At 72.3% G+C, this 22,591-nt stretch carries 22 protein-coding genes and 1 pseudogene; 9 read left to right on the top strand and 14 right to left on the bottom strand.

The annotated features are described in order from the left end of the window. The 6 genes and pseudogenes from ZF1_RS27480 to ZF1_RS27455 all read right to left on the bottom strand — a co-directional run. Positions 1-1,308, bottom strand: a pseudogene (locus ZF1_RS27480) (IS1634 family transposase); the annotation flags it as partial. Positions 1,309-1,735: 427 nt separating this feature from the next. Then, entirely contained in the window at positions 1,736-2,530 is a 795-nt protein-coding gene (locus ZF1_RS27475; RefSeq protein WP_482638786.1) for a transposase family protein, read from the bottom strand. Positions 2,531-2,589: 59 nt separating this feature from the next. Further along, positions 2,590-3,540 carry a hypothetical protein gene (locus tag ZF1_RS27470; protein ID WP_482638785.1) on the bottom strand — a complete coding sequence of 317 codons (951 nt, stop codon included), beginning with the start codon at positions 3,538-3,540 and terminating at the stop codon, positions 2,590-2,592. Further along, the gene (locus ZF1_RS27465; RefSeq protein ID WP_482638784.1) at positions 3,483-3,770 is read right to left on the bottom strand and encodes a hypothetical protein; all 288 of its coding nucleotides are present in this window, start codon (positions 3,768-3,770) and stop codon (positions 3,483-3,485) included. Before ZF1_RS27465 ends, ZF1_RS27470 begins: the two co-directional genes overlap by 58 nt. A 210-nt stretch (positions 3,771-3,980) precedes the next feature. Beyond that, positions 3,981-4,667, bottom strand: coding sequence for a DUF4352 domain-containing protein (locus ZF1_RS27460; RefSeq protein WP_482638783.1), 687 nt, complete (start codon positions 4,665-4,667; stop codon positions 3,981-3,983). A gap of 143 nt (positions 4,668-4,810) precedes the next feature. After that, the gene (locus ZF1_RS27455) at positions 4,811-5,845 is read right to left on the bottom strand and encodes a site-specific integrase (RefSeq protein WP_482638782.1); all 1,035 of its coding nucleotides are present in this window, start codon (positions 5,843-5,845) and stop codon (positions 4,811-4,813) included. Positions 5,846-6,067: 222 nt separating this feature from the next. On the opposite strand from ZF1_RS27455, the gene ZF1_RS27450 reads away from it, so the two are divergent. The 3 genes from ZF1_RS27450 (at position 6,068) to ZF1_RS27440 (ending at position 8,859) form a co-directional block, all read left to right on the top strand. Beyond that, on the top strand, positions 6,068-7,366 hold the full coding sequence (locus tag ZF1_RS27450; protein ID WP_482638781.1) for a hypothetical protein: 1,299 nt from the start codon (positions 6,068-6,070) through the stop codon (positions 7,364-7,366). A gap of 61 nt (positions 7,367-7,427) precedes the next feature. Next, entirely contained in the window at positions 7,428-8,684 is a 1,257-nt protein-coding gene (locus ZF1_RS27445) for an IS256 family transposase (RefSeq protein ID WP_073574061.1), read from the top strand. Between the two features lie 52 nt (positions 8,685-8,736). Then, positions 8,737-8,859, top strand: coding sequence for a hypothetical protein (locus ZF1_RS27440; RefSeq protein WP_482638780.1), 123 nt, complete (start codon positions 8,737-8,739; stop codon positions 8,857-8,859). A 23-nt stretch (positions 8,860-8,882) separates the two neighbouring features. On the opposite strand, the gene ZF1_RS27435 is transcribed toward ZF1_RS27440, so the two are convergent. From ZF1_RS27435 to ZF1_RS27410, 6 genes are all read right to left on the bottom strand, one after another. Further along, complete coding sequence (locus ZF1_RS27435) at positions 8,883-9,311, bottom strand: type II toxin-antitoxin system VapC family toxin (RefSeq protein ID WP_482638779.1); 429 nt, start codon at positions 9,309-9,311, stop codon at positions 8,883-8,885. Beyond that, positions 9,308-9,595, bottom strand: a complete 288-nt coding sequence (locus tag ZF1_RS27430; RefSeq protein ID WP_482638778.1) for an AbrB/MazE/SpoVT family DNA-binding domain-containing protein — start codon at positions 9,593-9,595, stop codon at positions 9,308-9,310. The genes ZF1_RS27435 and ZF1_RS27430 overlap by 4 nt, the downstream gene beginning before the upstream one ends. A gap of 583 nt (positions 9,596-10,178) precedes the next feature. Further along, complete coding sequence (locus tag ZF1_RS27425; protein WP_357439895.1) at positions 10,179-10,451, bottom strand: acyl-CoA carboxylase biotin carboxyl carrier protein subunit; 273 nt, start codon at positions 10,449-10,451, stop codon at positions 10,179-10,181. Between the two features lie 15 nt (positions 10,452-10,466). Next, positions 10,467-11,900 (bottom strand): acyl-CoA carboxylase subunit beta, encoded by a 1,434-nt coding sequence (locus ZF1_RS27420; protein WP_482638777.1) that lies wholly within the window; start codon positions 11,898-11,900, stop codon positions 10,467-10,469. Between the two features lie 41 nt (positions 11,901-11,941). After that, positions 11,942-12,820: an LLM class oxidoreductase gene (locus tag ZF1_RS27415; RefSeq protein WP_482638776.1), complete on the bottom strand. Its 879-nt coding sequence runs from the start codon at positions 12,818-12,820 to the stop codon at positions 11,942-11,944. Then, positions 12,820-14,037: a class I SAM-dependent methyltransferase gene (locus ZF1_RS27410; RefSeq protein WP_482638775.1), complete on the bottom strand. Its 1,218-nt coding sequence runs from the start codon at positions 14,035-14,037 to the stop codon at positions 12,820-12,822. Before ZF1_RS27410 ends, ZF1_RS27415 begins: the two co-directional genes overlap by 1 nt. A 202-nt stretch (positions 14,038-14,239) precedes the next feature. Between ZF1_RS27410 and ZF1_RS27405 the strand changes: the two genes are divergently transcribed. From ZF1_RS27405 to ZF1_RS27380, 6 genes are all read left to right on the top strand, one after another. Then, entirely contained in the window at positions 14,240-15,217 is a 978-nt protein-coding gene (locus ZF1_RS27405; RefSeq protein WP_482638774.1) for an ABC transporter ATP-binding protein, read from the top strand. Continuing rightward, positions 15,214-16,008, top strand: coding sequence for an ABC transporter permease (locus tag ZF1_RS27400; RefSeq protein ID WP_482638773.1), 795 nt, complete (start codon positions 15,214-15,216; stop codon positions 16,006-16,008). Before ZF1_RS27405 ends, ZF1_RS27400 begins: the two co-directional genes overlap by 4 nt. 35 nt (positions 16,009-16,043) lie before the next feature. Next, positions 16,044-17,186: a sensor histidine kinase gene (locus tag ZF1_RS27395; protein WP_357439911.1), complete on the top strand. Its 1,143-nt coding sequence runs from the start codon at positions 16,044-16,046 to the stop codon at positions 17,184-17,186. Continuing rightward, a complete protein-coding gene (locus ZF1_RS27390) occupies positions 17,183-17,788 on the top strand; it encodes a response regulator transcription factor (RefSeq protein ID WP_357439914.1) in 606 nt (201 codons plus the stop codon). Before ZF1_RS27395 ends, ZF1_RS27390 begins: the two co-directional genes overlap by 4 nt. Positions 17,789-17,897: 109 nt before the next feature. Continuing rightward, complete coding sequence (locus ZF1_RS27385; RefSeq protein ID WP_482638772.1) at positions 17,898-19,007, top strand: DegT/DnrJ/EryC1/StrS family aminotransferase; 1,110 nt, start codon at positions 17,898-17,900, stop codon at positions 19,005-19,007. A gap of 48 nt (positions 19,008-19,055) precedes the next feature. After that, the gene (locus ZF1_RS27380; RefSeq protein ID WP_357439920.1) at positions 19,056-20,309 is read left to right on the top strand and encodes an activator-dependent family glycosyltransferase; all 1,254 of its coding nucleotides are present in this window, start codon (positions 19,056-19,058) and stop codon (positions 20,307-20,309) included. Positions 20,310-20,486: 177 nt separating this feature from the next. Here the strand turns inward: ZF1_RS27380 and ZF1_RS27375 are convergent, their stop codons facing one another. Beyond that, positions 20,487-21,950, bottom strand: coding sequence for an NDP-hexose 2,3-dehydratase family protein (locus tag ZF1_RS27375; protein WP_482638771.1), 1,464 nt, complete (start codon positions 21,948-21,950; stop codon positions 20,487-20,489). 52 nt (positions 21,951-22,002) lie between these two features. Then, on the bottom strand, positions 22,003-22,575 hold the full coding sequence (locus ZF1_RS27370) for a dTDP-4-dehydrorhamnose 3,5-epimerase family protein (protein WP_482638948.1): 573 nt from the start codon (positions 22,573-22,575) through the stop codon (positions 22,003-22,005). Positions 22,576-22,591 lie beyond the last annotated feature (16 nt).

Genomic DNA, 22,591 nt, shown 5'->3' with positions numbered 1-22,591 from the left:
CTTGGTGGAGATCACCCCGCGCAGCTCGGCACGCTTCGACGGTGAGAGCCGGTCCGAGCCGGCGATCATCGCTTCCAGGCGGTCGACGAGCCGGGCACGGACCGCGGCGTCCCGGTCGGCGGCGTCGGGGTTGCGGCAGATCACGAACCGCTCGGTCTCGGAGATCTTGACTTCCTTGACCCGCAGGTTCGCGTTCACCTCCTGGTAGCGGCCTTGCCGGGCCATCGCGGCGGTCGCCTCCGCCGAGCCGGAGCGTAACTTCTCACCGAGGATGTAGCCCCCACCGCCGGCGGACAGGTGACGCCGGTTCTCCTTGGAGGTGAACCCGCGGTCGGCCACCCAGATGACCTTCCCCAGCGTCCAGTCCCGCATGTCGTCCTTGACCTGGCGGATCAGCGGCGAGTCGGACGTGTTGCCCGGCCAGCACCACACCCGCACCGGGATCCCGTCCCGGGTGACGGCCATGCCGACCACGACCTGGGGCAGGTCGTCACGGGAGTCCTTCGACTTGCCGTGGGTGCGGAACCCGGCCTGTCCCGCCGCTCCCGGCGGCGGCTCAGCGCGCTCACCGCCATCTGCCCGTTCGGCGTCCTGCCCGGCGTCCTGCTCGACGGGGCGGCCATGCTGGTCGCGCCAGACTGGGGCGTCGGCGTCCTCGGTCTCGAAGTAGGTGCTGGTGGTGTCGAAGAAGATCAGGTCCACTTCCAGGTTGAGCAGGTCGGCGACCGCGTCGAACACTCCTCGCGCGAGCCGGTCCTCCACCGCGATCAGCCAGTCCATGGCCCGGTAGCAGGCATCGTCGGACACCGTGTCCAGACCGGGAACGTGCACGTCATGGGCGACCCAGCCGGTAGCGGCCAGCTTCGAGGACGGCGCCAACGCCCGGTTCGCGACCAGCGCGAACAGCACCCGCTCCACGACCGGATCCCGCCGTGATCTCCCCCCTGATCTGCCGGAGGTCCCGGCGGCGAGGCGGCGCAGCAGCGTGTCGATCCCCAGCCGATGCCACAGCCCGTCGAGCAGCCACACCCCGCCCAGCGGGCGGGACTCGATGAACTCCAGCCCCGGCACCCCGACCGCCCGCGCCCGATCCGGGCCGACCGCGGCGGGTTCGACGCCCACGACCCGGGTCAGCGCGGCGATCAAGCGTTCGATCGCAGGCCGGTCGAGCTGATCGGCCCGGCCGAACGAGTACAGCACCTTCGTCCGCGCGGTCTTCGCTGTCGGGTCCCACTCGTTGTGCGCCAACTGCAGGTAGGACACCTTCGACCCGTCCCGGTTCCGCCGGGTCGACGTACGCACGAACACGCCACCAGACCTTACACGGTCCGTAGCAGCTCAACGGCCCTATCTCGGGTTAAGTCGTGTTACTAGGGCTTTCGAACGACCGGACCAGGTCTCACCCCGCTGACCTGCACCAACGCCCGTGATCATGCACCAGATCACACGTTAGCTGCGGAACCCCGGCTCCAGCATATCTGCCGCACCTGTCATCGAAGGGCCGCGAATGGTCACCTGGGCATCTGAGGAGATGATCGGGTCGAGAGGCGGTTCTGAGCCAGCCGGTCGGTGATCGTCAGGGCGGTGGCGAAGGCGGCCTGAACGACGACGTAGCCGAGGACGAGGGGCAGCATGACCAGCGCGGGGTGTGTCGTTGCCGGGTCCGGAAGCGGGGTGAGTGAGGCGATGGCGACGACCAACCCGCAGTTGAGCAGTGAACTCTTTCCACTTGGCGTCAGCCAGCGAGAATGAGGGTCTGGATCGCGTTGACCAGCGCGGTGGTCCGCTGCGGGCAGCACCGGATCTTCCGCAGAATCTTCCAGCTCTTGAACATCGCGTTCGCGCGTTCACCGGGGCCGCGTTGCGCCGCGTGGGCGGCGTTGACCTCCCGCTGCGCCTGTGAGAGCCGTCGGCGCTCGCCGGTGTGTCGGTCTGCGGGGCGGCGTCGCTGCGGCAGCTGGAACACCGGGCCGGCGCCGCGGTATCCGCTGTCGGCGACTACCTGCACCCCGGCAGCGGTGAGGGCCTCGATGATCCCGTGCGCGCGGGCAGCACCCATGTCGTGCCGCGCACCGGGAAGCGCCGGCGACGCCCAGACCAGACGCCCGGCCGGGTCGCTGATGACCTGCACGTTCATGCCGTGGCACTTCCATTTCCCCGAGTAGTACGGGCGGTCCCGGCCCGAGGCCATCGCGACCCGGTCGATCCGCAGCAGGGTCCCGTCGAGGATCACGAACGCCTTGCGCAGCGCGACCGCGACCGCCTCGGCCAAGGTGGGCGCCTGGGCGGCGAGGACGTCGATCGCCTCGCGGACGTAGCGGAACGCTGTGGTGGTGCCGATCCCGAACCCGGCGGCGAGGTCGGGGTAAGTCTCGCCCTTGCGCAGGTGCGCCAGGGCGAGCAGGGCGTGGCGACCGACCGGGAGTCGCCGCCAGCGGGTACCGCGCTGGTTGCGGCTGCGCTGAAGGGCGTTGGTCAAGGTGATCAGCGCGCGAGTGGACACCGACAGCGCGGACGGGTAGGAAAGCACCGGAGCTCCTGGTGGACAACGAGTCGATCTAGGCAATCACTCGTCTACCAGGGGCTCTTCTACTTTCCAGGCCCGCCACGCCGGACACACCAACCCGCATGATCACCAGGTTGGAAAGGGTTCAGTGACAGGCGGGCGTAGCCGGTGCCGTCGCCGTCGGCCTGGCGTCGAGCCAGCTCGAACACCACGACGAGCCGGAACAGCACACCGACCATGAGCGCGGCGATGATCGGCGCACCAACGGTGTAGCCGGGCCCCAGGATCCGCAGCACCGGCCAGCCCAGGGCCGCGCCCAGGGCGAGGAGCGGGACGAACAGCATCAGCATGCGGCGTCGTGTCCGGCGGGCGAGCTCGACAGCGCGGTGAGGCTCGCGCGCGGTCTGCACAGCGAGGGAGTTGGTGAAGAACACCGCGGCGGTGTCGATGACGACGGTGGCCTGCCAGGCGATGAAGAACACCGCGCCGATGGCGTTGCCCATCCGGAAGTTCGCCAGCAACGGGATCTGGTTGTAAAGAAGTACCGCCCCGAGCTGGGCCACCGCGGTCGGGGCGAGAAACCTGGCCATCGTGGCCCGGCTGGGCAGGACACCGGGCCCGCCCGCGGCGGCGAATCTGCGGACCAGGAACCACAGCACGATCGTGCCGACCCCGATCCACACCACGACCGGGATCACCCAGGACAGCACCATGCCCTGCGAGGCCAGGCCTGCCCCGAGCACGGCGAGCAGGACGATCCGGGCCACGGCGAAGGTCCCGCTACGCCAGACCGCCAGCCAGGGCCGGCCCGCGGCGACCATGACGAAGTCGTGCACGACGAACACGCCCCACCCGGCACAGCCCAGCACCAGCAGCAACAGGCCGAACCCGAAGGAGCCCTCGCCGGCGGCGACCAACGCCACCCTCGGGACGAGCAGCCCGTAGACCAGCCCGGCCAGCCCGGACAACGGCATGATCAGCAACAGGCTGCCGAACACCAGCCGCACGGACTTGCGGCCTGCCCGGGCAGCCACCTCATGATGCCGATACCCAGGTTGAGCTGGGCCGCGCCGCCGATCAGCTGCATGGCCGAGACGAACTCTGTCGCCCGCCCGACCTCGTCCTGGGGCATCACCCATGCCGCGATCAGGAACCCGAGAAGGCCGGCGACGGAGTTGAAGACCGAGGTGAGCGTCAGGGCCAGCGAGTCTCCCAGCTCACGGCGCCCCTGGCTGGTCGAGGGGGCGGAGGTGGAAGGAGGCATCGCCGCGACGCTACGGCAGCCCCACGCGAGCCCCTCGGGGTCCGCCTGCGCCTGGAGATCTGGCCGCGGCGGTGTCGATGGCGGCGGGGTACTGCCGCGGAGATGACGAGGCCCCCGCCGCAGGGCTGCTGCAGCGGGGGCCTCGGTTGCGCGCCGTGTCGTTGTGCGTGACTACCCCGGCTTTCGGCGCGCAGCTCGGGGGGAGGGTGGTCAGTTCGTCCAGGTGATCGGGTCGGAGAAGCTGAACGAGGGCGCGTACTTCACCGCGTTGACGTCGGTGGTCTGCTGGTCGCCGCAGATCATCCCTGAGGTGGTGCCGCCCGGGGCGAGCTGACCGGAGTTCAGGGCCTTCGCGCCGGCGTTGAACGGGATCGACGCGGACGCCTCGACCCCGGCCGGGGTGGAGAACTTCCAGTCGAACGGGTTGAACGACGCCGGGCTGGACCCGTTGTTCTTGTAGGTGACCGTCGAGCACGCCTGCGTCATGCCGAACTCGGTGACCTTCTCCGGCGCGGACGCCGAGATGGCCAGGTCCCCGGAGGTGGCCTCCTGCCCGAACTTCACCGACTGGTCCCCGCTCGCGGGGGAACCGGCGGCGGCAGGGGCGGCGTTCGCGTCTCCCGAGGCGGTGGCCGGGGCCTGCTCGTCGCCGCCACCGCCGGTGGCGATCGCGATGACGACGATCGCGACCAGGATGCCGAGGGTCACCTTGAGCCCGGTGCGCTTCTTCTTCGGCGCGGGCGGCGGGATCTGCGGGGCCTGGTTGTACTGCGGGTACTGGCTCTGCGGGGGCGGGTAGCCCGGCGGCGGGTACTGGCCGCCCTGCTGGGGCGGGTACTGGCCGTAGTAGGGCTGCTGCTGGGGGTGGCCCTGGTAGGGGCTCTGCGGCGTAGTCACGTACCGCTTATCGGCCGCGTCACCCCGTCATTAGCGCTCGGACCTGCGGATCATCAACGTTGTTGAACTGCTCTTTACCCAGGCAACCCGCGGGGATCACCCCACTCGTGCCAGCGGCGCTCCGCCTCCGCAGGTTCGAGGGACTACAACCCCATGTTGGTGTCGGCGTTAGAGCTCCATGCGGTCTGCACGCGGACGTAGCCGCCGACCGAGGCCAGGGAGCGGTGTCGGGTCTGGGCGGCGATCTCGCGGTCGGAGGCACCGCGCAGATGTGCCCAGGTCACGAACCCGGCTCTAAGGGAGTGCGGAGAGTAGCCCTGCGCAGCGTGGCCGGCCGCAGTGGCGAGCTCGGTGATGCGGCGGTTGACCGAGGCCCGATGAAGCCCGGTGGAGGCCGGCCGGTTGCCGGTGGAGACCCGGCGCAGCAGCGGGCCCTCGGTGATCCGGGAGAGCTGGAGCCAGGCGTCGAGGGCGCGCACGGGGCAGGCATCGGGGTGGCTGGCGTAGGGCAGGACGACGAGCTCGGTCTGTTCGCCGCGCTGGTTGGTCTTCGACGAGGGGATGACCAGGGTCCGGCCGCGCTCGTGGGGCAGGACGTTGTCGACGGTCAGCGCGCAGAGTTCGGAGCAGCGCAGCGCAGAGAAGAACCCGATCAGCAGCAGGGCGCGGTCGCGGGCGCCGGCGAGGTCGGGCTCGGATGGGCGGGTGCGGAACTCGCGGGTGGTGGCGGTGGCTGCGACGAGGTCGAACAGCTGTGGGGGCATCAGCGGCGGCGCCTGGTCGGGTGGGGCGCCATGGACGCGGCGGATGCCCTCCCAGACCGTGGTGACCCGGGCCGGGCTGGTCGGGTCGGGCAGGTCCTGCAAGGCGTGGAAGAACCGGATCGCGGCCATGCGTTGGCTCATGGTGGAGACCTTCGCCCCGGCTCGTGCCAGGGCGGTCAGGTACCCGCTGACCGCGGCCGGTGGGGCGGGTGCAGGCGCATGGTGTGCGCCGGCGCACCAGTCGCAGAACTCCTGCCAATCCGCGCGGTAGGCCTCGATGGTCGCCGCGGCCTTCGAGGCCTGGCCGTAGGCGGCCTCCTCGGCCGAGAGCGGACCGCCGTCGAGGTCGGTGACGGGCACCAGCCCGGCGGCCGCGGCCGCGGCGGTGAGCTCGCGCTGCTGGTGATCGGACACGATCCGCGACGGTAGCGAGCCGGGCCGACCTCGCTGGGGACCCGCGCCGCGACAGCGGTGGACCGCTGAAAAGGCGTCGTGTGATCTGGCCATTGTCACGCTCGGAGCGGTCTCGACGACAGACGGTGCGAACGCCTGACGGACACCGGCTCCTTGGCGCTGAACTGATCATGGGATGGAGGCGCTGGTGGCATCTGATCTGGAGACGCTGATCGCGCAGGTGTGGAGCCCCGACGTCCGCCCCTCGCGGAGGAGGCGTGGCGTTGCTACAACGCCGGTGCGATCCGGTCCTGCATCGCCGCGACCTGGTCGGCAGTCGGTGCCGACATCATCGGGAAGCTGGTCCGCCTGGCGGATGAAGGCGACGCCCAGGCCCAGCAGTTCCGGCACAAGGTGGAGACCGCCCGAGAGCACGGCCTGAGGCCCGAGGGCGTCACCGCCATGCAGAAGATCGAGGGCATGCTGGTCGACGAAGCCGTGAAGTTCGAGCTGATCGACACGATCGACGGCCGGGAGCTGAACCGGATCCGGGAAGACCGCCACCTGTGCGCGCACCCGTCGCTGCGGGCGGCCGGCGAGGCCTACACCCCGCGCGCCGAGGTCGGGCGGGCACATCTCGCGGTCGCCCTGACGACGTTGTTGGTCCATCCTCCGACGCAGGGCAAGAAGCTGATCGAGGAGTTCAAGAGCTACATCTGTGACCCGATGTGGGCGCCGTCTGCGTTGCACGTGCAGGCGACATTCCATGACCGCACCCGCGTGGCGACCCGCAACTCCATCATCAAACTCGCGGCCAAGTCGGCGATGCTCGAACTCGCGGCGGACGGTGTCATCTCGCCGAGCGAGCACGCCGATCGGATGGCGGTGGCGCTGCAGGCTCTTGCCGAGCGGGATCGGGACACAGTGCGCGACGCCGTGGGCCACTGCCAAGAGCAGTTGCAGACCCTCGACGCTACGACCCAGCTGCGGGTTCTGGTGCGGATGGCGGACCACGACTACTTCTGGTCGGCCGTGGACCAGCCGCTCGCCGACCGGTTTCAGGCGCAGTTGAGCAGGCCGATCACTGTGGCGCCGTGGGAGCCCCTACCGCACGACGTGGCAGCCAGTCTCGCGGTCGTGGCGAGCAAGCAGGCACGGGACCGGCTGCCAGCCCTGGCCTTGCAGTTCGATCAGCTCGATGATCACCACAAACGCAACGTCATGGCCGAGCGTGCCGCCGAGTATTTCGTTCCGGCCGTAATCACTGCGCTGCAGACCGCCGGGAGCTGGCGGACCGGAGAAGCCGTGGGGCGGATGCTCGTCCAGCACGCGGAGTATCTGACCGTCGAGACCCTGCACGAAGCGCTATGCAGCTGGCACGACAACAACGAGTGCCGACAGGCCGTGGAGATGCCCGGCCTGGCTGTGCAGCTGTTCCACGCGACGGCCCACCTTGGTGACACCCGGTTCGGTCCTTTGGTTACGTCCGCGGAGGTGGTGTACGGGTTCGTCGCTGGTGAGCGGCGTGGCGTCGTGACGTGAGACGGCCACCGCGTGATCTTTCTCGAGTACCGACCAAGGAACTCCAGGAAGGACCACCACGATGGCCGCACCACACAGTGTGGACCCTGCCCAGCTTGTCGAGGAGTTCGCCTCGGCGGGTGTGTCGCCGGATCTGTTGCAGACGATGATCGCGACGATGGCGAACGCGTTGATGTCGTCGCAGGCCGATCAGCAGTGCGGGGCCGGCTATGGCGAGCGCAGCAGCGAGCGGACGAACCAGCGCAACGGCTACCGGGCCCGGGAGTGGGACACCCGAGCGGGCACGATCGAGTTGGCGGTGCCGAAGCTGCGCCAGGGCTCCTATTTCCCGGACTGGCTGCTGACCCACCGCCGCCGCGCCGAGCAGGCCCTGGTCACCGTCGTGGCCACGGCCTACCTACTCGGTGTCTCCACCCGGCGGGTGGAGAAGCTGGCCGAACAACTCGGGGTGAAGTCGCTGTCGCGTTCGCAGGTCAGCGAGATGGCCACCCACCTCGACGGGCAGGTCGCCGCGTTCCGCGAGCGCCCGCTCGACCAGGGCCCGTACACGTTCGTGTGGGTCGACGCGCTCACGGTGAAGGTCCGCGAAGACGGCCGGGTGGTCAACGTGCACGCGCTGCTCGCGACCGGGGTGAACGCCGACGGGCACCGCGAGATCCTCGGCCTGGATGTGGCCTCCAGCGAGGACGGAGCGGGCTGGTTGGCGTTCCTGCGCGGTCTGGTCGCCCGCGGCCTGTCCGGGGTCCAGCTCGTCATCTCCGACGCCCATCCCGGCTTGGTGGCGGCGATCGCCTCGGCGTTGCCGGGTGCGGCGTGGCAGCGGTGTCGCACCCACTACCTGCGTAACCTGCTCTCCCGTGTTCCGAAGTCGGCGCAGCCGCATGTCGCTACGCAGGTGCGCACGATCTTCGACCAGCCCGACGCCGACGCCGTCACAGCCCAGTACGGACGCGTGGTCGACACTCTCACCGCGCGCTGGCCCGACGCAGCCGAGCACCTCGACAACGCCCGCGATGAGCTGCTGGCGTTCACCGCATATCCGCGCGAGGTCTGGCGCCAGATCTGGTCGAACAACCCTCAAGAGCGACTGAACAAGGAGATCCGCCGTCGCACCGACGTGGTCGGGATCTTCCCCGGCCGCGACTCCCTGATCCGCCTCGTCGGCGCCGTCCTGGCCGAACAGAGTGATGAGTGGACCGAGAACCGCCGCTACATGGGCCTCGATCTACTGGCCCGCTCACGCATCCGCATCGTCACCACCGAAGCCGCACCGACCGGCAGCGAGGCACTCATGACAACCGAGGCAATAACCGCCTAGAATCCCGAACCAAGATCACGCGGAGTCGATCTCATACACCACTCCGCCGGACGTGACCGGTCCTTTCGGCGATTTCGCCGCGAAGTGCGAGTCGACCGAGGGGCACGCGGAGTACTACAGCTACCCGGGGCTGCACGAGGCGCTCCGGCGCGCGGAGGGATCCCGCCGGGCCTGACCCCGCGGTGCCGTCGTCGTGTTCTACCGAATGGGTACGACAGTCACCCCGACCTCGAGCTGTGTCCAAGCGGTGTCGGCGGTGACCGCCGGGCCGGCGAGGCGGGTGGCCAGAGCCAGGCAGCACCGATCGCCCAGAGACAGCCCGGCCGCCCGGGTGACCGGCCACAGGGTCGCGGCGGTGACGGCGTCGGTGGCGGTGACCGGTTCGATGCCGATGCCCAGGGTGCGCAGCTGGCGCAGGGTGCGGTCGGCGTCGACGCCGCGCTGGGCCAGCTTCTGGTAGACCTCCGACAGGTTCACCGCCGAGATCACCGCCGCCTCAAGGTAGCTCTCGACGACATCGGCGCCGGGCTCGGCGCGCAGCCAGGCCAGCACCGCCGAGGCGTCCAGCACCGCCGGGCCGCGGGAGCCAGGGGACTCGCTGACCGCAGCCCGGTCCGGCCCGGTCACGAGGAGGTGTCCTCGGTCGCGGCCTCGGCCCGGCGCTCGGCGATCAGCTCGTCGGCAGCCGAGTCCTGCGGGTCGCCCTGCCACTCCGCGGCGATCTCCCGGCGCATCCGCGCGACCAGCTGCGCCCGGGACTCCATCACCACCCGCCCGTCCTCAACCGACAGCAACAGCGTCGACCCGGCATCCAACCCCAGGTCACGACGCACCTGCGCGGGGATCAGGATCCGACCGTCCCGATTGACGACGACCTCGGCGTGTCCCGCATCGTCTACCTGCTCCGACATACCACCGAGTCTAGCGCAGATGTGTCCACTACCTGACAGGGCGCTCTATGCGACGACAGAGATGCCCGTGCGCCCGCATCGAGATGCTACGCAACATAACGTTGCTTCTGTCACCTAGCAGGAAGCTCCGCTCGGCGACATCTCCTACCTCCCAGGCCGGCCCAAGCCCGGCATGTCGGCCACCCACGCCTACGGCAAGAACGACCGGCGCACCAAGACCACCTACCCCGGCAACTTCACCGTCTTTACCACCTACTACAAGGGATCGTGACCCGCTTCCTCGGACACCTGTTCTGAGCGATCATCGCTCGGGAAGGGAGTCCGTCGAATGCCTGCACCACGCCCTCCGGAGCTCCGCCGCCGTGCTGTCGAGCTCGCTCGTGCTGTCGAGCTCGCTCGTGCCGGCGAGCAGCCTGTCATCCAGATCGCGAAGGACCTCGGCATCAGCGAGTCCTGTCTGCGCCGGTGGATGGCCGTTGACGACGTCGACACCGGCCGCGTCGAGAGGGGGCTTGAGCACCGGTGAGAAGGCCGAGCTGGCCGAGCTGCAACCGTGTGCTGGAAACACCCCCGAACGACCGGGTTAAGAGACACTCCCTAGCTCAATCGTCGCTACTGCGTCGTAGGTCGCGACCCAGTCGCCCGTCTTTACGTGGACGCCCACGACCCGACCCGCCCGCGACGTGACGACCGGTATCTCCATCTTCATTGACTCCAGCAAACAGAGCACGTCACCCGGTGCCACGGCCGTACCGGGCTGGACGGAGACGCCGAGCACCACGCCCGGTATCTCCGGACCCACGGCCGCGAGCGTTTTCCCGGCCGGGGGCGTCGTCTCCGCGTTCTGTCCGTTCATCGTCATTGGCTACCTTCACAGAGGAATGTTGCGCTGGTCGGAACGGTCGCCCGGAGCGAGGTCGAGTGCCTCGACGATCCGTGCTGGGGTCTCGGCGGGGTCGATGACGCGGTCGACATACCCGCCCGCGACCAGCCGGTCCAGCGTCGTGGTCTCGCGCTGCCGGGCGACGAGCTCGGCACGACGCGTGGGGACGGCGGCTTCGGGGGTCTCGGCGAGCGTGCGGCGGTGCAAGATGCCGACGGCCGCCTCCGCGCCCATCACCGCGATCTCGGCGCCCGGCCAGGCGAACACGGCACCGGCCCCCATGGACCGGGCGTTCATGGCCAGGTACGCGCCACCGAACGCCTTCCGCGTCACGACCGTGACGCTCGGGGTCCGCGCCCCGGCGAAGGCGTGGAGCAGCTTCGCGCCGTGCCGGAGGACGCCGCCGTGCTCCTCCGCCGAGCCGGGGAGGTATCCCGGCACGTCGACCACGGCGACGACCGGGACCCCGAACGCATCGCACATCCGCACGAAGCGCGCGGCCTTCTCCGACGCCCTCGCGGTGAGGCAGCCGCCGAGCCGGATCGGGTTGTTCGCCACCAGCCCGACGGTCCGGCCCCCCATCCGACCCAGCTGGGTGACGATGTTGGGGGCGCGGTCGGGCTGCAGCTCGAGGCCGTCGTCGTCGAGGAGCATCCGCAGGAGGGGGCGGACGTCGTAGGCCCGCACCGCGCGCTCCGGGAGGGCCCGCCGAAGTGCGGGGCGGTCGGGCGGGAGCGTCAGGTCGCGCGGGTCCGGCTCGCGCAGCAGCCCGACCAGCCGGCGGGCCGTCCCCACGGCCGCGTCGCCGTCGCGCGCGTGCACGTGGGCCACCCCGGACTCCTCGTGGTGCACGGCGGGCCCCCCGAGGTCGCGCATGCCGATCCGCTCGCCCGTGACCTGGCGGATGACGTCCGGGCCGGTGACGAACATCCGGCCCTCGTCGGCCATCACGACGACGTCGGTCAGGGCGGGCCCGTACGCGGCGCCGCCGGCGGCCGGGCCGAGCACCACCGAGATCTGGGGGACGACGCCCGACGCGCGGACCATGGCCCGGAACACCGAGCCGACGCCGTCGAGCGCGTCGACACCCTCGTCGATCCGCGCCCCTCCGGAGTGCCAGAGGCCGACCACGGGGGCGCCCTCCCGGCACGCCGCGTCGATGACGCCGACGATGTGGGCGCACCCCGCCCGGCTCATCGCCCCGCCCCGGACGCCCGGGTCGATGCAGAACCCGTAGGCCGGCCGGCCCTGGATCCGGCCCCGCGCCCCGTGCACCCCCGGTACGTCGCCGCCGACCGGGCCGGCGCTGCCGGTGTCGAACAGGAGCCCGAGGAGGTGCTGCGGGCCGGGCCGGCCGTCCGACCGGGGACCGACCCCGGCGGGCGGGTCACCGTCGCGGCCCGGGGAGGGGGCCGGCACCACGGGGTGTCCCGTCCGCGGTGCGGCGGACGGTCGTGCGCCGGTCATCGCACGCGCGCGATCACTCGGCCGAACTCCTCCAGGTCGTGCTCCATGACCGTGACCGAGGAGATCCCCAGCTCCTCCCGGTGCCGGTGCATCTGCTCGGCGATCGCGTCGAGGCTCCCGACCCACAGGCTGGGCAGGTCCAGGAGCTGGTCGTCGGACAGCGCACGCCCGTAGCGGCGCAGCCCGACCACGGCCGAGGCCCGGTCACCGGTGATCACGGTGGCCTTGGCCAGGACGTCGATCCGCGGGTCCCGGTCACCGGCCGCCGCACGCACGTACTTCACGCGGCCGGCGAGGGCGTCGCGGTCCAGCAGGTCCATCCGGCCGATCTCCGGGCGGAACGTCGTCCCGACCAGCCCGACGGTGTCGGCGTGGCGGGCGGCCAGGGCCAGGACGCGGTCACCGTTCCCGCCGACGAGCAGCGGCGGCCGGGGAGACTGCAGCGGCCGGTACACCGACAGGTCGGTCCCGTCCGGGGGTGCGTCGAGCGCCTCGACGGCCGCGGCCAGCCGGTCCACGCGCTCGCGGGCGGGAGCCCACGGCCGGCCCACGGCCTCGAACTCCCATGGCACGTAGCCGGTGCCCAGCCCCACCTCCAGCCGCCCGTCGGTGAACCGGTCGAGCGTGGCGACGTCGCGGCGCAGCAGCGCGGGCTCGTGGAACGAGGCGTTGAGGACGTAGGTCCCGACCCGCACCCGCGACGTCGCCTCCGCAGCCAGCACCACCGCGGGCAGCGGAGAGCACAGGTTGACGTGGTCGGCGGCGGCCACCAGGTCGTAGCCGAGGTCCTCCGCCCTCCGGGCGGTGCGGACGAGGTCGGCGCGGGAGCGCCCCTCGGCGATCAGGCAGACCCCGAACCGGAACGGCCTGACCATCAGACGACGTGGACGTCGGGCACGTAGAGGATCCAGCGGCCGCCGGCGTCGCGGAAGGCCCGCTCCTTGGCCATGATCTCCTCGGCGTGGTTCCAGGCGAACAGCAGCGCGTGGTCCGGGTGGTCCTCGGCGAACGCCTCCGGCGGGCGGACGGGGATGTGCGTGCCGGGGGTGAGCCGGCCCTGCTTGGCCGGGGTCGTGTCGGAGACGAACTCGACCAGGTCCGGGCCGAGCCCGCAGTAGTTGGCGACGGTCGCGCTCTTGGCCGTCGCGCCGTAGGCGACGACCCGCTTGCCCTGCGCGCGGAGCTCGGACAGCAGCGCGACGAGGTCGGTGCGGATCCGGGCGACGGCGTCGCCGAACGCGCGCAGCGTCGCGGGCTCGCCGAGTCCGCGCGCCGCCTCCTCGGCGAGCAGCGCCTCGACGGCCGCGTCCACCGGCCGGGACCCGGCCCGGGCGACGGTGTAGCGCACCTCGCCGCCGTGCACCGGGAGCCGCTCCACGTCCACGAGCTCGAAGCCGTGCCGGCGGGCCATCGCCCGCACCGAGCGGGCGGTGAACAGGTAGAAGTGCTCGTCGTAGATCTGGTCGAACGAGGTCCGCTCGACGATGTCGCCGAGGTAGGGGTCCTCGAACACGAACACCCCGGAGGGCTGCAGCAGCGCGTCGAGGCCGCGGAAGATCGAGTTCAGGTACGGGATGTGGCAGATCGTGTTGGCCGCGTAGACCACGTCCGCGGGGCCGTGCTCCGCGGCGATCTCCCGGGCGGTGGTCTCCTCGAAGAACGCGGTGCGCACCTGCACCCCGAGCCCGCGCGCCACCTCCGCCACGCCGCCGGAGGGGTCCACCCCGAGGTGCCGGACGCCCTGTGCGGCGACCGTGCGCAGCATGATGCCGTCGTTGCAGCCGATCTCGACGACGAACGGGTCCGGTCCGCTCAGCTCGGTCTCCAGGAAGTGCCGGGCGGTGAGCTCGAAGTGCTTGCGCATCACCGTCGAGCCCGACGAGTGGTACGGGTAGTCCTCGTGGAACATCTTCTCGCGCGGGACCTGTTCCATCAGCTGCGCCATCGTGCAGGAATCGCACAGGCCCACCGCGAGACGGAAGAAGAACTCCTCCGAGGAATCGTTCGGGACGCGGAATGCATCGGACAGCGGCTGCCGTCCGAAATCGACGAGCTCGGTCACCTGGCCGCCGCAGATCTGGCATTCGGTCATGGTCGAAAAGTAGGTCGGCCCGGTGGCCGCGGCCAACCCCAGAATCGGCGCCCCCGATCCGGGTAGGGGTGTCCGCGCTCCCCGGGGCCACCGGACGATCGGCGACGGCACACCTGCCGCCGCGAGACCCGTGACGATCGTCAGCCCACGTCGATGACGTCCGGGACCGGCTCACGCGGACGAACCGGACGAAGGTGAGGGTATGACCACAGGGGATGTCGTGAGGGCCGCCGGGCGGGACGCCGTGTCGGGCCCGCCCGGGGCCGCGGCCGTCCGGCTGAGCGGACTGGGCAAGGACTACGGGGCCGTGCGCGCGGTCGACGCGATCGACCTGCGCATCGAGCCGGGCGAGGTGGTGGCGCTGCTCGGCCCGAACGGGGCCGGGAAGTCCACCGCCATCGACATGGTCCTGGGGCTGACCACACCCGACCGCGGCGAGGTGACGGTGTTCGGTGCCTCCCCGGCCGACGCCGTCCGGGCGGGCACCGTCGGGGCCATGCTGCAGGGCGGCGCGCTGCTCGACGACGCGACCGTCGGCGAGGTCGTCGGCATGGTGTCCTCGCTGCACCGCACCCCGATGGGGGTGTCCCGCGCCCTGGCCGCGGCCGGCATCTCCGACCTCGCCGGACGCCCGACCACCAAGCTGTCCGGCGGGCAGCGCCAGCGCGTGCGGTTCGCCCTCGCCGTCGTGAGCGACCCCGACCTGCTGGTCCTGGACGAGCCGACGGCCGCGATGGACGTCGTCACCCGGCGGGCGTTCTGGGAGTCGATGCAGGAACTGACCAGCACCGGTCGCACCGTCGTGTTCGCGACCCACTACCTGGAGGAGGCCGAGCAGTTCGCCGACCGGGTGGTGTTCCTGCGCGCCGGCCGGATCGTGGCCGACGGCTCGGTCGCCCAGGTGCGGTCGTTGGCCGCGGGGCGCACCGTGCGCGCCGCCGTCCCCGAGACGCCCGAGCACGTGCTGCGGGCCCTGCCCGGCGTGGTCGACGCCGAGCTGCGCCAGGGCAGCGTCCGGCTCATCAGCTCCGACTCCGACCGCACCCTGCGGGCCCTGGTGCAGGAGGTCCCGGACGCCCACGACATCGAGGTGGTCGGGGTCAGCCTCGACGAGGCCTTCGTGGCGCTCACCGGCGCCACCGGGCCCACCCCGACCGAGGAGAAGGGGGCCACGGCATGACCACCCGGACCCGCGACCGCGCCCGGACCCCGCGTCGTGCGGGGTTCGGCGTCGACCCCGGCTACCTGTACCTGGAGATCCGCCGGGCGCTGCGCGCGCCGGGCACCCTGCTGTTCACCATCGGCTTCCCGGCGGGCTTCTACCTGCTGGAGGTCATGCTGTTCACCGACGTGGCCGGGGGCGACCCGGCCGCGGGCGACTTCCCGCGGACGGTCATGGTCGGCATGGCCGCCTGGGGCGTCATGACCGCGGGTCTGCTGATCGGGACCCGGGTGGTGAACGAACGGGTCGCGGGCTGGCAGCGCCAGCTGCGCCTCACCCCGCTGTCGGGCTTCGGCTACCTGGTCGGGAAGGTCGCCGTCGCGATGGCGGTCGCGCTGCCGACCGCGATCGTCGTGCCGGTGGTCGCCGTGGTGCTGGAAGGGGTGCGGCTCGACCTCTCCGGCTGGGTGCACGTCACCCTGTTCATCTGGCTCGGGGCGCTCCCGTTCGCGGTGCTCGGCCTGCTGATCGGGCAGGTCGCCACCAAGGACAACGTGCAGAACTTCGTGATCATGGCGATGCTGCTGCTCGCGATGTTCGGTGGCCTGTTCATGCCGCTGGAGATGCTGCCGAGCTGGTGGAACGACATCGCCGCCTTCGTCCCCAGCTACTGGCTCGCCGAGCTGGGCCGGGCCGGGATCCTGCCCGGCCGCAGTCCCGGTACGGCCGCGCTGATCCTGCTCGGGTGGACGGTCGCGCTGTCCTGCGCGGTGGTGTGGCGGTACCGGCGCGACTCCGCGCGCACCTGACGGGGATCGGCACCGGGCCGGGATATCGTCACCCCATGTGGCCGAACGACGGCGCCCTGTCCCGGGACCGCGGGGCGCGCGTCGTGGCGCCGTTGCTCGGCGGCGGGTTCAGCCTGGTGCTGGTACCCGCCTGGCTGGACGCGCTCGGCCACGTCGACGCCGCGTTGCGGGGCCCGGCCACCGTCCTCGGGGTGCTCTACACCCTCGCCTGCGTGCTCGCGGTCCCGCTCTCGGTGCGGATGAGCGAGGTCACCCGGGGCGTGTTCTGCATGGTGCTGGTCGCGGCGGGCGTCGCGTTCGTCGGCCTCACCGGCATCGGCAACTCCTGGGTGCTGCTGTGCGGGCTGGGCATCGTCGCGGCGCTGATGCCCACCTGGGTGATCGTGGTGGTCACCTCCGTCGTCGCCGCCGGGCTCAGCATCACCGCGTGGGAGGCGGGCGCGCTCGCCGACCAGTTCGCGAACGTCGTCGTGCTGGTCTCGGTGACCGCGACGGTCGCACTCCTGGTCCGGCTCACCGAGGCCAACGAGGAGCTGCAGGCGGCGCGCGACCAGGTCGCGGCGCTGGCGGTGGTGCGGGAACGCCAGCGCGTGGCGCGGGACCTGCACGACATCCTCGGGCACAGCCTCACCACCATCACGATCAAGGCCGGACTGGCCCGGCGGGCGCTCGAGACGGGGGCGGAGGCGCAGGCCCGCAGCGAGATCGGCGACGTCGAACGGCTCGCCCGCCAGGCGCTCGGCGACGTCCGGGGCACCGTCTCGGAGTTCCGCGAGACCTCGCTGGCGGCCGAGCTCGCCGGGGTGCGCGAGACCCTGCGCGCGGCGGGCATCGAGGACGACCTGCCGACCTCGGTCGACGACGTCGAGCCGCACCTGCAGCGGGTCTTCGCGCACGTGCTGCGGGAGTGCGTGACGAACGCCGTCCGGCACTCCGGCGCCGGCAGCGTGGTGGTGCGGCTCGGCCGCACCTGGGTCGAGGTGGAGGACGACGGGGGCGGCGTGGCGGGTGCACCGGAGGGCAACGGGCTCATCGGGCTGCGCGAGCGCCTGGCCGCGGTCGGCGGCACGGTGCGGGTCGGGCCGGGCCGGCGCGGGGGCACCCGGGTGCGGGCCGCCGCGGGCACGGGGCGGGAGCGGCGGACGGGCGACGACGGCGGAACGGCGGAGCAGTCATGATCGAGGTCCTGGTGGTCGACGACCAGGCGCTGGTGCGGGGCGCGCTGGCCGCCATGCTCGACCTGGAGCGCGACATCACGGTCGTGGGCCAGGTCGGGTCCGGGGAGGAGGCCCTCGCGGCCGTCGCGCGGCGCCCGCCCGACGTGGTGCTGCTCGACGTGCAGATGCAGGGACTGAACGGTCTGGAGACCGCCGAGCGGCTGCACCGCGGTCACCCCGCCTGCCGGATCCTCATCTGCACCACCTTCGGCCGGCCCGGCTACCTGGCGCGGGCCATGTCCGCCGGCGCCTCCGGCTTCGTCGTGAAGGACGCTCCGCCCGAGCAGCTGGTCGACGCCGTGCGCCGGGTGCACCAGGGCCTGCGCGTCGTCGACCCCGGCCTGGCCGCGGAGTCCCTGACGATCGGCGCCAGCCCGCTCAGCGAGCGCGAGCGCGACGTGCTGCGGGTGGTCGCCGACGGCCGGACCGCGGCCGCCGCCGCGGCCGAGCTGCACCTGACGGAGGGCACCGTGCGCAACTACCTGTCCTCGGCGATCGGCAAGACCGGGGCCCGGACCCGCGGCGAGGCCCTGCGCATCGCCGAGGAGCGCGGCTGGCTGTAGCGGGGTCAGGGGTGTCGTAGGGGTTGTCGGCCCGGGCCGCATGGATTGAGCTGGATTCGCGGAGCAGAACTGCGCGCCGAATCCACGCCGACCATTCGGAGGATGTCACGTGACCACCCGAGTGTGGGACTACCTGCCCGAGTACGAGACCGAGCGGGAGGACGTCCTCGACGCCGTCGAGACCGTTTTCCGGTCCGGTCGGCTGGTGCTCGGCCCGAGCGTCGAGGAATTCGAGTCCGAGTTCGCCGCCTACCATTCCCTGCCGCACTGCGTCGGCGTCGACAACGGCACCAACGCGATCGTGCTGGCCCTGCGCGCGCTCGGCGTCGGCCCCGGTGACGAGGTCGTGACCGTCTCCAACACCGCGGCGCCGACCGTCGTCGCGATCGACCAGGTCGGCGCGACCGCGCGGTTCGTCGACGTGCACGAGGACGACTTCCTGATGGACGTCGACCGGGTCCGGGAGGTGGTCACCGACCGGACCCGCGCGCTGCTGCCGGTGCACCTCTACGGCCAGTGCGTGGACATGACCGCCCTGCAGGCCGTCGCCGAGGAGACCGGGCTCCCGATCCTGGAGGACTGCGCGCAGGCGCACGGCGCGACCCAGCACGGGCGGCTCGCGGGGACCTTCGGCGCCGCCGCCGCGTTCTCCTTCTACCCGACCAAGGTCCTCGGCGCCTACGGCGACGGCGGCGCCGTCGTCACCGCCGACCCCGAGGTCGACGCCACCGTGCGCCGCCGCCGCTTCTACGGCATGGCCGACGTGTACTACGTCGTCGAGACGCCGGGGCACAACGCCCGCCTCGACGAGGTCCAGGCCGAGATCCTGCGTCGCAAGCTCACCCGCCTCGACGCCTACCTGGCGGGCCGCCGGGCCGTGGCCGCGCGCTACGCCGAGGCCCTCGCCGACACCGACCTGGTCCTGCCCGCCGCCAACCCGGGCAACGAGCACGTCCACTACGTCTACGTGGTCCGCCACCCCGAGCGGGACCGGATCCTCGCCGGGCTCGCCGAGCGCGACATCGCGCTGAACATCAGCTACCCGTGGCCGGTGCACACGATGACCGGCTTCGCCCACCTCGGCTACGGCACCGGCGACCTGCCGGTCACCGAGAAGCTGGCCGGCGAGATCTTCTCGCTGCCGATGTACCCGAGCCTGCCCACCGGCACCCAGGACACGGTGATCGACGCGCTGCGCGAGGTCCTCGACCGGCTCTGAACCGCCGCCCGCCCGGCGGCACACGACACACCGACCGGAGGGTCGACCGTGCGCATCCTGTTCACGACCATGGCCGAGCGCTCGCACGTCTCCACCATGGTCCCGCTCGCGTGGGCGCTGGCCACCGCCGGACACGAGGTCCGGCTGGCGGGCTCGCCGATGATCACCGAGACGACCGTCTCGGCCGGGCTCACCGCCGTCGAGGTGGGCAAGGACCACACCTACCACGAGCTGCTCGGCGCCCAGGACACCGTCGAGCACGAGATGGCCGACTGGAGCGAGCCGTTCGCCGACCGCCAGACCTGGGAGCAGGTCCTGCTGAAGTACCAGGCGGGCGTCCCCTACGGCCTGGCCCCCTACAACGACCCGATCGTCGACGACCTCGTCGAGTTCGCCCGGTGGTGGCGGCCCGACCTGGTGGTGTGGGACCCGCTGACCTACGCCGGCGCGGTCGCGGCGGCCGCCGTCGGCGCCGCCCACGCCCGGCTGCTGTGGACGGTCGACCTCTACACGACCATGCGCTCGGTCCTGCTCGGGCTCGCCGCCGACCGGCCCGTCGACGAGCGCGCGGACCCGTTGCGCGAGTGGCTCGAGCCGCAGCTGGACGCCGTCGGTGCCGGCTTCGACGAGCAGCTGCTCACCGGCGACTTCTCGATCGACCAGGTGCCGCCGGGGGTCCAGCTCGACCTGGGCGCCCTGCAGCGGGTGCCGATGCGCTACACCGCCTACAACGGGCGCGCGGTCGTCCCGCCGTGGGTGCACGAGCCGCTGGAACGGCCGCGGGTCCTGCTCACCCCGGGGACCTCGTTCGCCACCGCGCTCGGGGCGACGTTCGTGCCGCTGCGGGAGTCCCTCGACGCGCTCGCCGACCTCGACGTCGAGGTCGTCGCGACCCTGACCGCCGCGGAGCAGGAGCAGGTCGGGACGGTGCCCGCCAACACGCGCGTCGTCGAGTTCGTGCCGCTGCACGCGATCATGGGCAGCTGCTCGGCCGTCGTGCACCACGGCGGCTTCGGGACCTGGTCGACCGCCGTCCTGCACGGCGTCCCGCACGCCGTCCTGCCCATCCGGCACGGCGACCTGTGGGTCAAGGGCACCCGGACCGCCGAACTCGGTGCGGGGCTCTGCGCACACCCGTCCACGGTGGGCGCCGAGGACCTGCGCGGGATGGTCCACCGGCTGCTGACCGACCCGGCGTTCACCACGGCCGCCGGGGGGCTGCGCGACCGGATGCTGGCCATGCCGACCCCGAACGAGGTCGTCGGCGACATCGAGTCGCTGACCCGGGCCCACCGCCGCTGACCCGGCCGCGGGCGGGGTCGCCCGCGGCCCACGGCCGCGCGGTCCGGTGCGGGTCACCCGTGCCGGCCGCGGGCCGCCGCCCCGGGGGCGGCGGCCGACCGAGGGGGGAGTGCCGGCGACACCCACCGCACGGACGCCGCGACCGCGCGCGCCCGGCGGTGGTGTCGCCGGCCGCGGTCACCCGCGGCCGGCGCCGGCCCCGCCGCCCCCGACGAGGCTGTGCAGGCAGGCCACGAGCGTCCGGGCCTGCACGTTGACGTAGTGGCTGTGCCGCAGCAGCCCGACCAGCTGGTGCAGCGGCAGCCAGCGGTGGTCCGGCCGGTCGGCGGGATCGACGTCCTCGTCGGTCTCGACGACGAGGTAGCGCACGCGGGCGTGGTCGAACCGGCCGCCCTCCTCCGACAGCACGACGTCGTACCGGACGGCGCCCGCGGGGGCGTCGAGGACGGCGTCGAGGAAGGCCGGGCGGAGCTCGCGCGGGCCCGGCACGTAGTTCTCCAGCGTGCACTGCACGGTGGGGGCGAGCTCGACGACGTCCATCAGCCCGGGCTCGACCCGGGCGTGGACCAGCGCGTGCAGCACCCCGTCGACCCGCCGGACCAGGAACGCCGACAACCCGGTGCCGACCGGGGCGAACATCGGCTGCGACCAGCGGGCGACCTCCCGGCCGTCGGCGACGATCTCCAGGCCGCGGACGGTGTAGTGCCGGCCGGCCTCGTGGACGATCTCGCCGTCGCGGTGGGTCCACCGTTCCAGCTGGTTGAGCGGGACGCGGGTGGCGGTGATCTCGTGCCGGGTGCGGGCCCCGGTGATCCAGCTGAGGACCTCGGCGGAGGTGTGCCGGGTGGGCGCGGCCTCGTCGCAGGAGCGGGCCACCGCGGCGGAGAACTCCCCGGCGCCGCCCGGCAGCAGCGCCGCCGGCTCGGGCCCGGCGAACGGCAGGCAGGACAGCACGGTCCGCAGGTCCATGTTGACGGTGTCGGTCGTGCCGAGCAGGGCGTGCACCTGCGCCAGGGTCAGCCAGCAGAAGTCCTCGTGCACCGGGGGCGCGGGCTCGCCGGTCAGGTCGACGACCATGTTGCGGTTGCGCTTCTGGAGGAACCACGCGCCCTGCTCGGACTGGCGGACGTCGGCCAGGACGCGGTGGCCGACCGGGTCGCGGAAGTACTCCAGGTACGGGATGGAGCGTCCGCCGTGGACCCGCGTGTAGTTGCTGCGGGTGGCCTGCACGGTCGGCGAGATCTGGACGCCGTTGCAGTTGCCGGGCTCCACCTTGCCCTGGACCAGGCAGTGCAGGACCCCGTCGAACTCGCGCACCAGCACCCCGAGGATGCCGATCTCCGGCTGGTTGATGATGGGCTGGGACCAGTGCTCGACGGCCGCGCCCGGGCGTCGGACGTCGAGCCCCTCGACGACGAAGAACCGGCCGCTGACGTGGGCGAGGTTGCCCGTCTCGCGGTGCACCGCCCACCCGTCGAGCCGGTCCAGGGGGACCCGGGTCGAGGTGGTGCGGTTGCGCCGGGTGCAGCCGTCGTACCAGTCCAGGTAGTCCTGCGGGGAGGTCACCCCGGACGGGGTGAGCGCGGAGACGGCGATCCTCGCCGGGTCCGTCGACGCGGGGCGGGTGGCGGTCAGGGACACGAGCGGCCTCCAGGGCGGTCCGCGGGCGGCCCGGCCGCCCGCGGGGGGCGGGTCAGGGTCGGCGGTAGGGCGGCAGCAGGCCCGCGGCGGCGGCCGCGCGCAGGGTCGGGGCGCCGCGGTCGCGGCCGGAGAGCACCGGTGCCGCACCGCCGGTCCACGGCAGCGCCAGCTCCGGGTCGAGGGGGTGCACGGTCCGTTCCAGGTCGGGGTCGTAGTTGGTGGTGACCAGGTAGGACATGACGGTGTCCTCGGCCAGGGCGAGGAAGGCGTGCCCGGTGCCGGCCGGGAAGTAGAGACCGCGGAACTCCCGGTCGTCCATCTCGACGGCGTCCCACCGGCCGAAGGTCGGCGAGCCCTCCCGCAGGTCCACGACGACGTCCAGCGCGCGGCCCCGCACGCAGTGCACGAACTTCTCCTGGCCCGGCGGGTCGGCGACGTAGTGCACACCGCGCACCACCCCGGCCGCCGAGCGGTTCTGGTTGGTCTGCACCACCGTCAGCGGGTGCCCGACGGCCGCGACGAACGCCGGCTCCTGGTAGGGGGAGACGAACACGCCCCGGGCGTCGCCGTGCACGGGCGGGGAGAACTCGACGGCCCCCTCGACGGCCAGCGGCCGGACCCGCATCCCCCCGGCGAGGGCG

It is taken from the genome of Pseudonocardia sp. ZF1, from assembly GCF_056835605.1.
The sequence above is the reverse complement of the archived record's forward strand: the minus strand, read 5'-3'. Positions and strand labels throughout refer to the sequence as shown.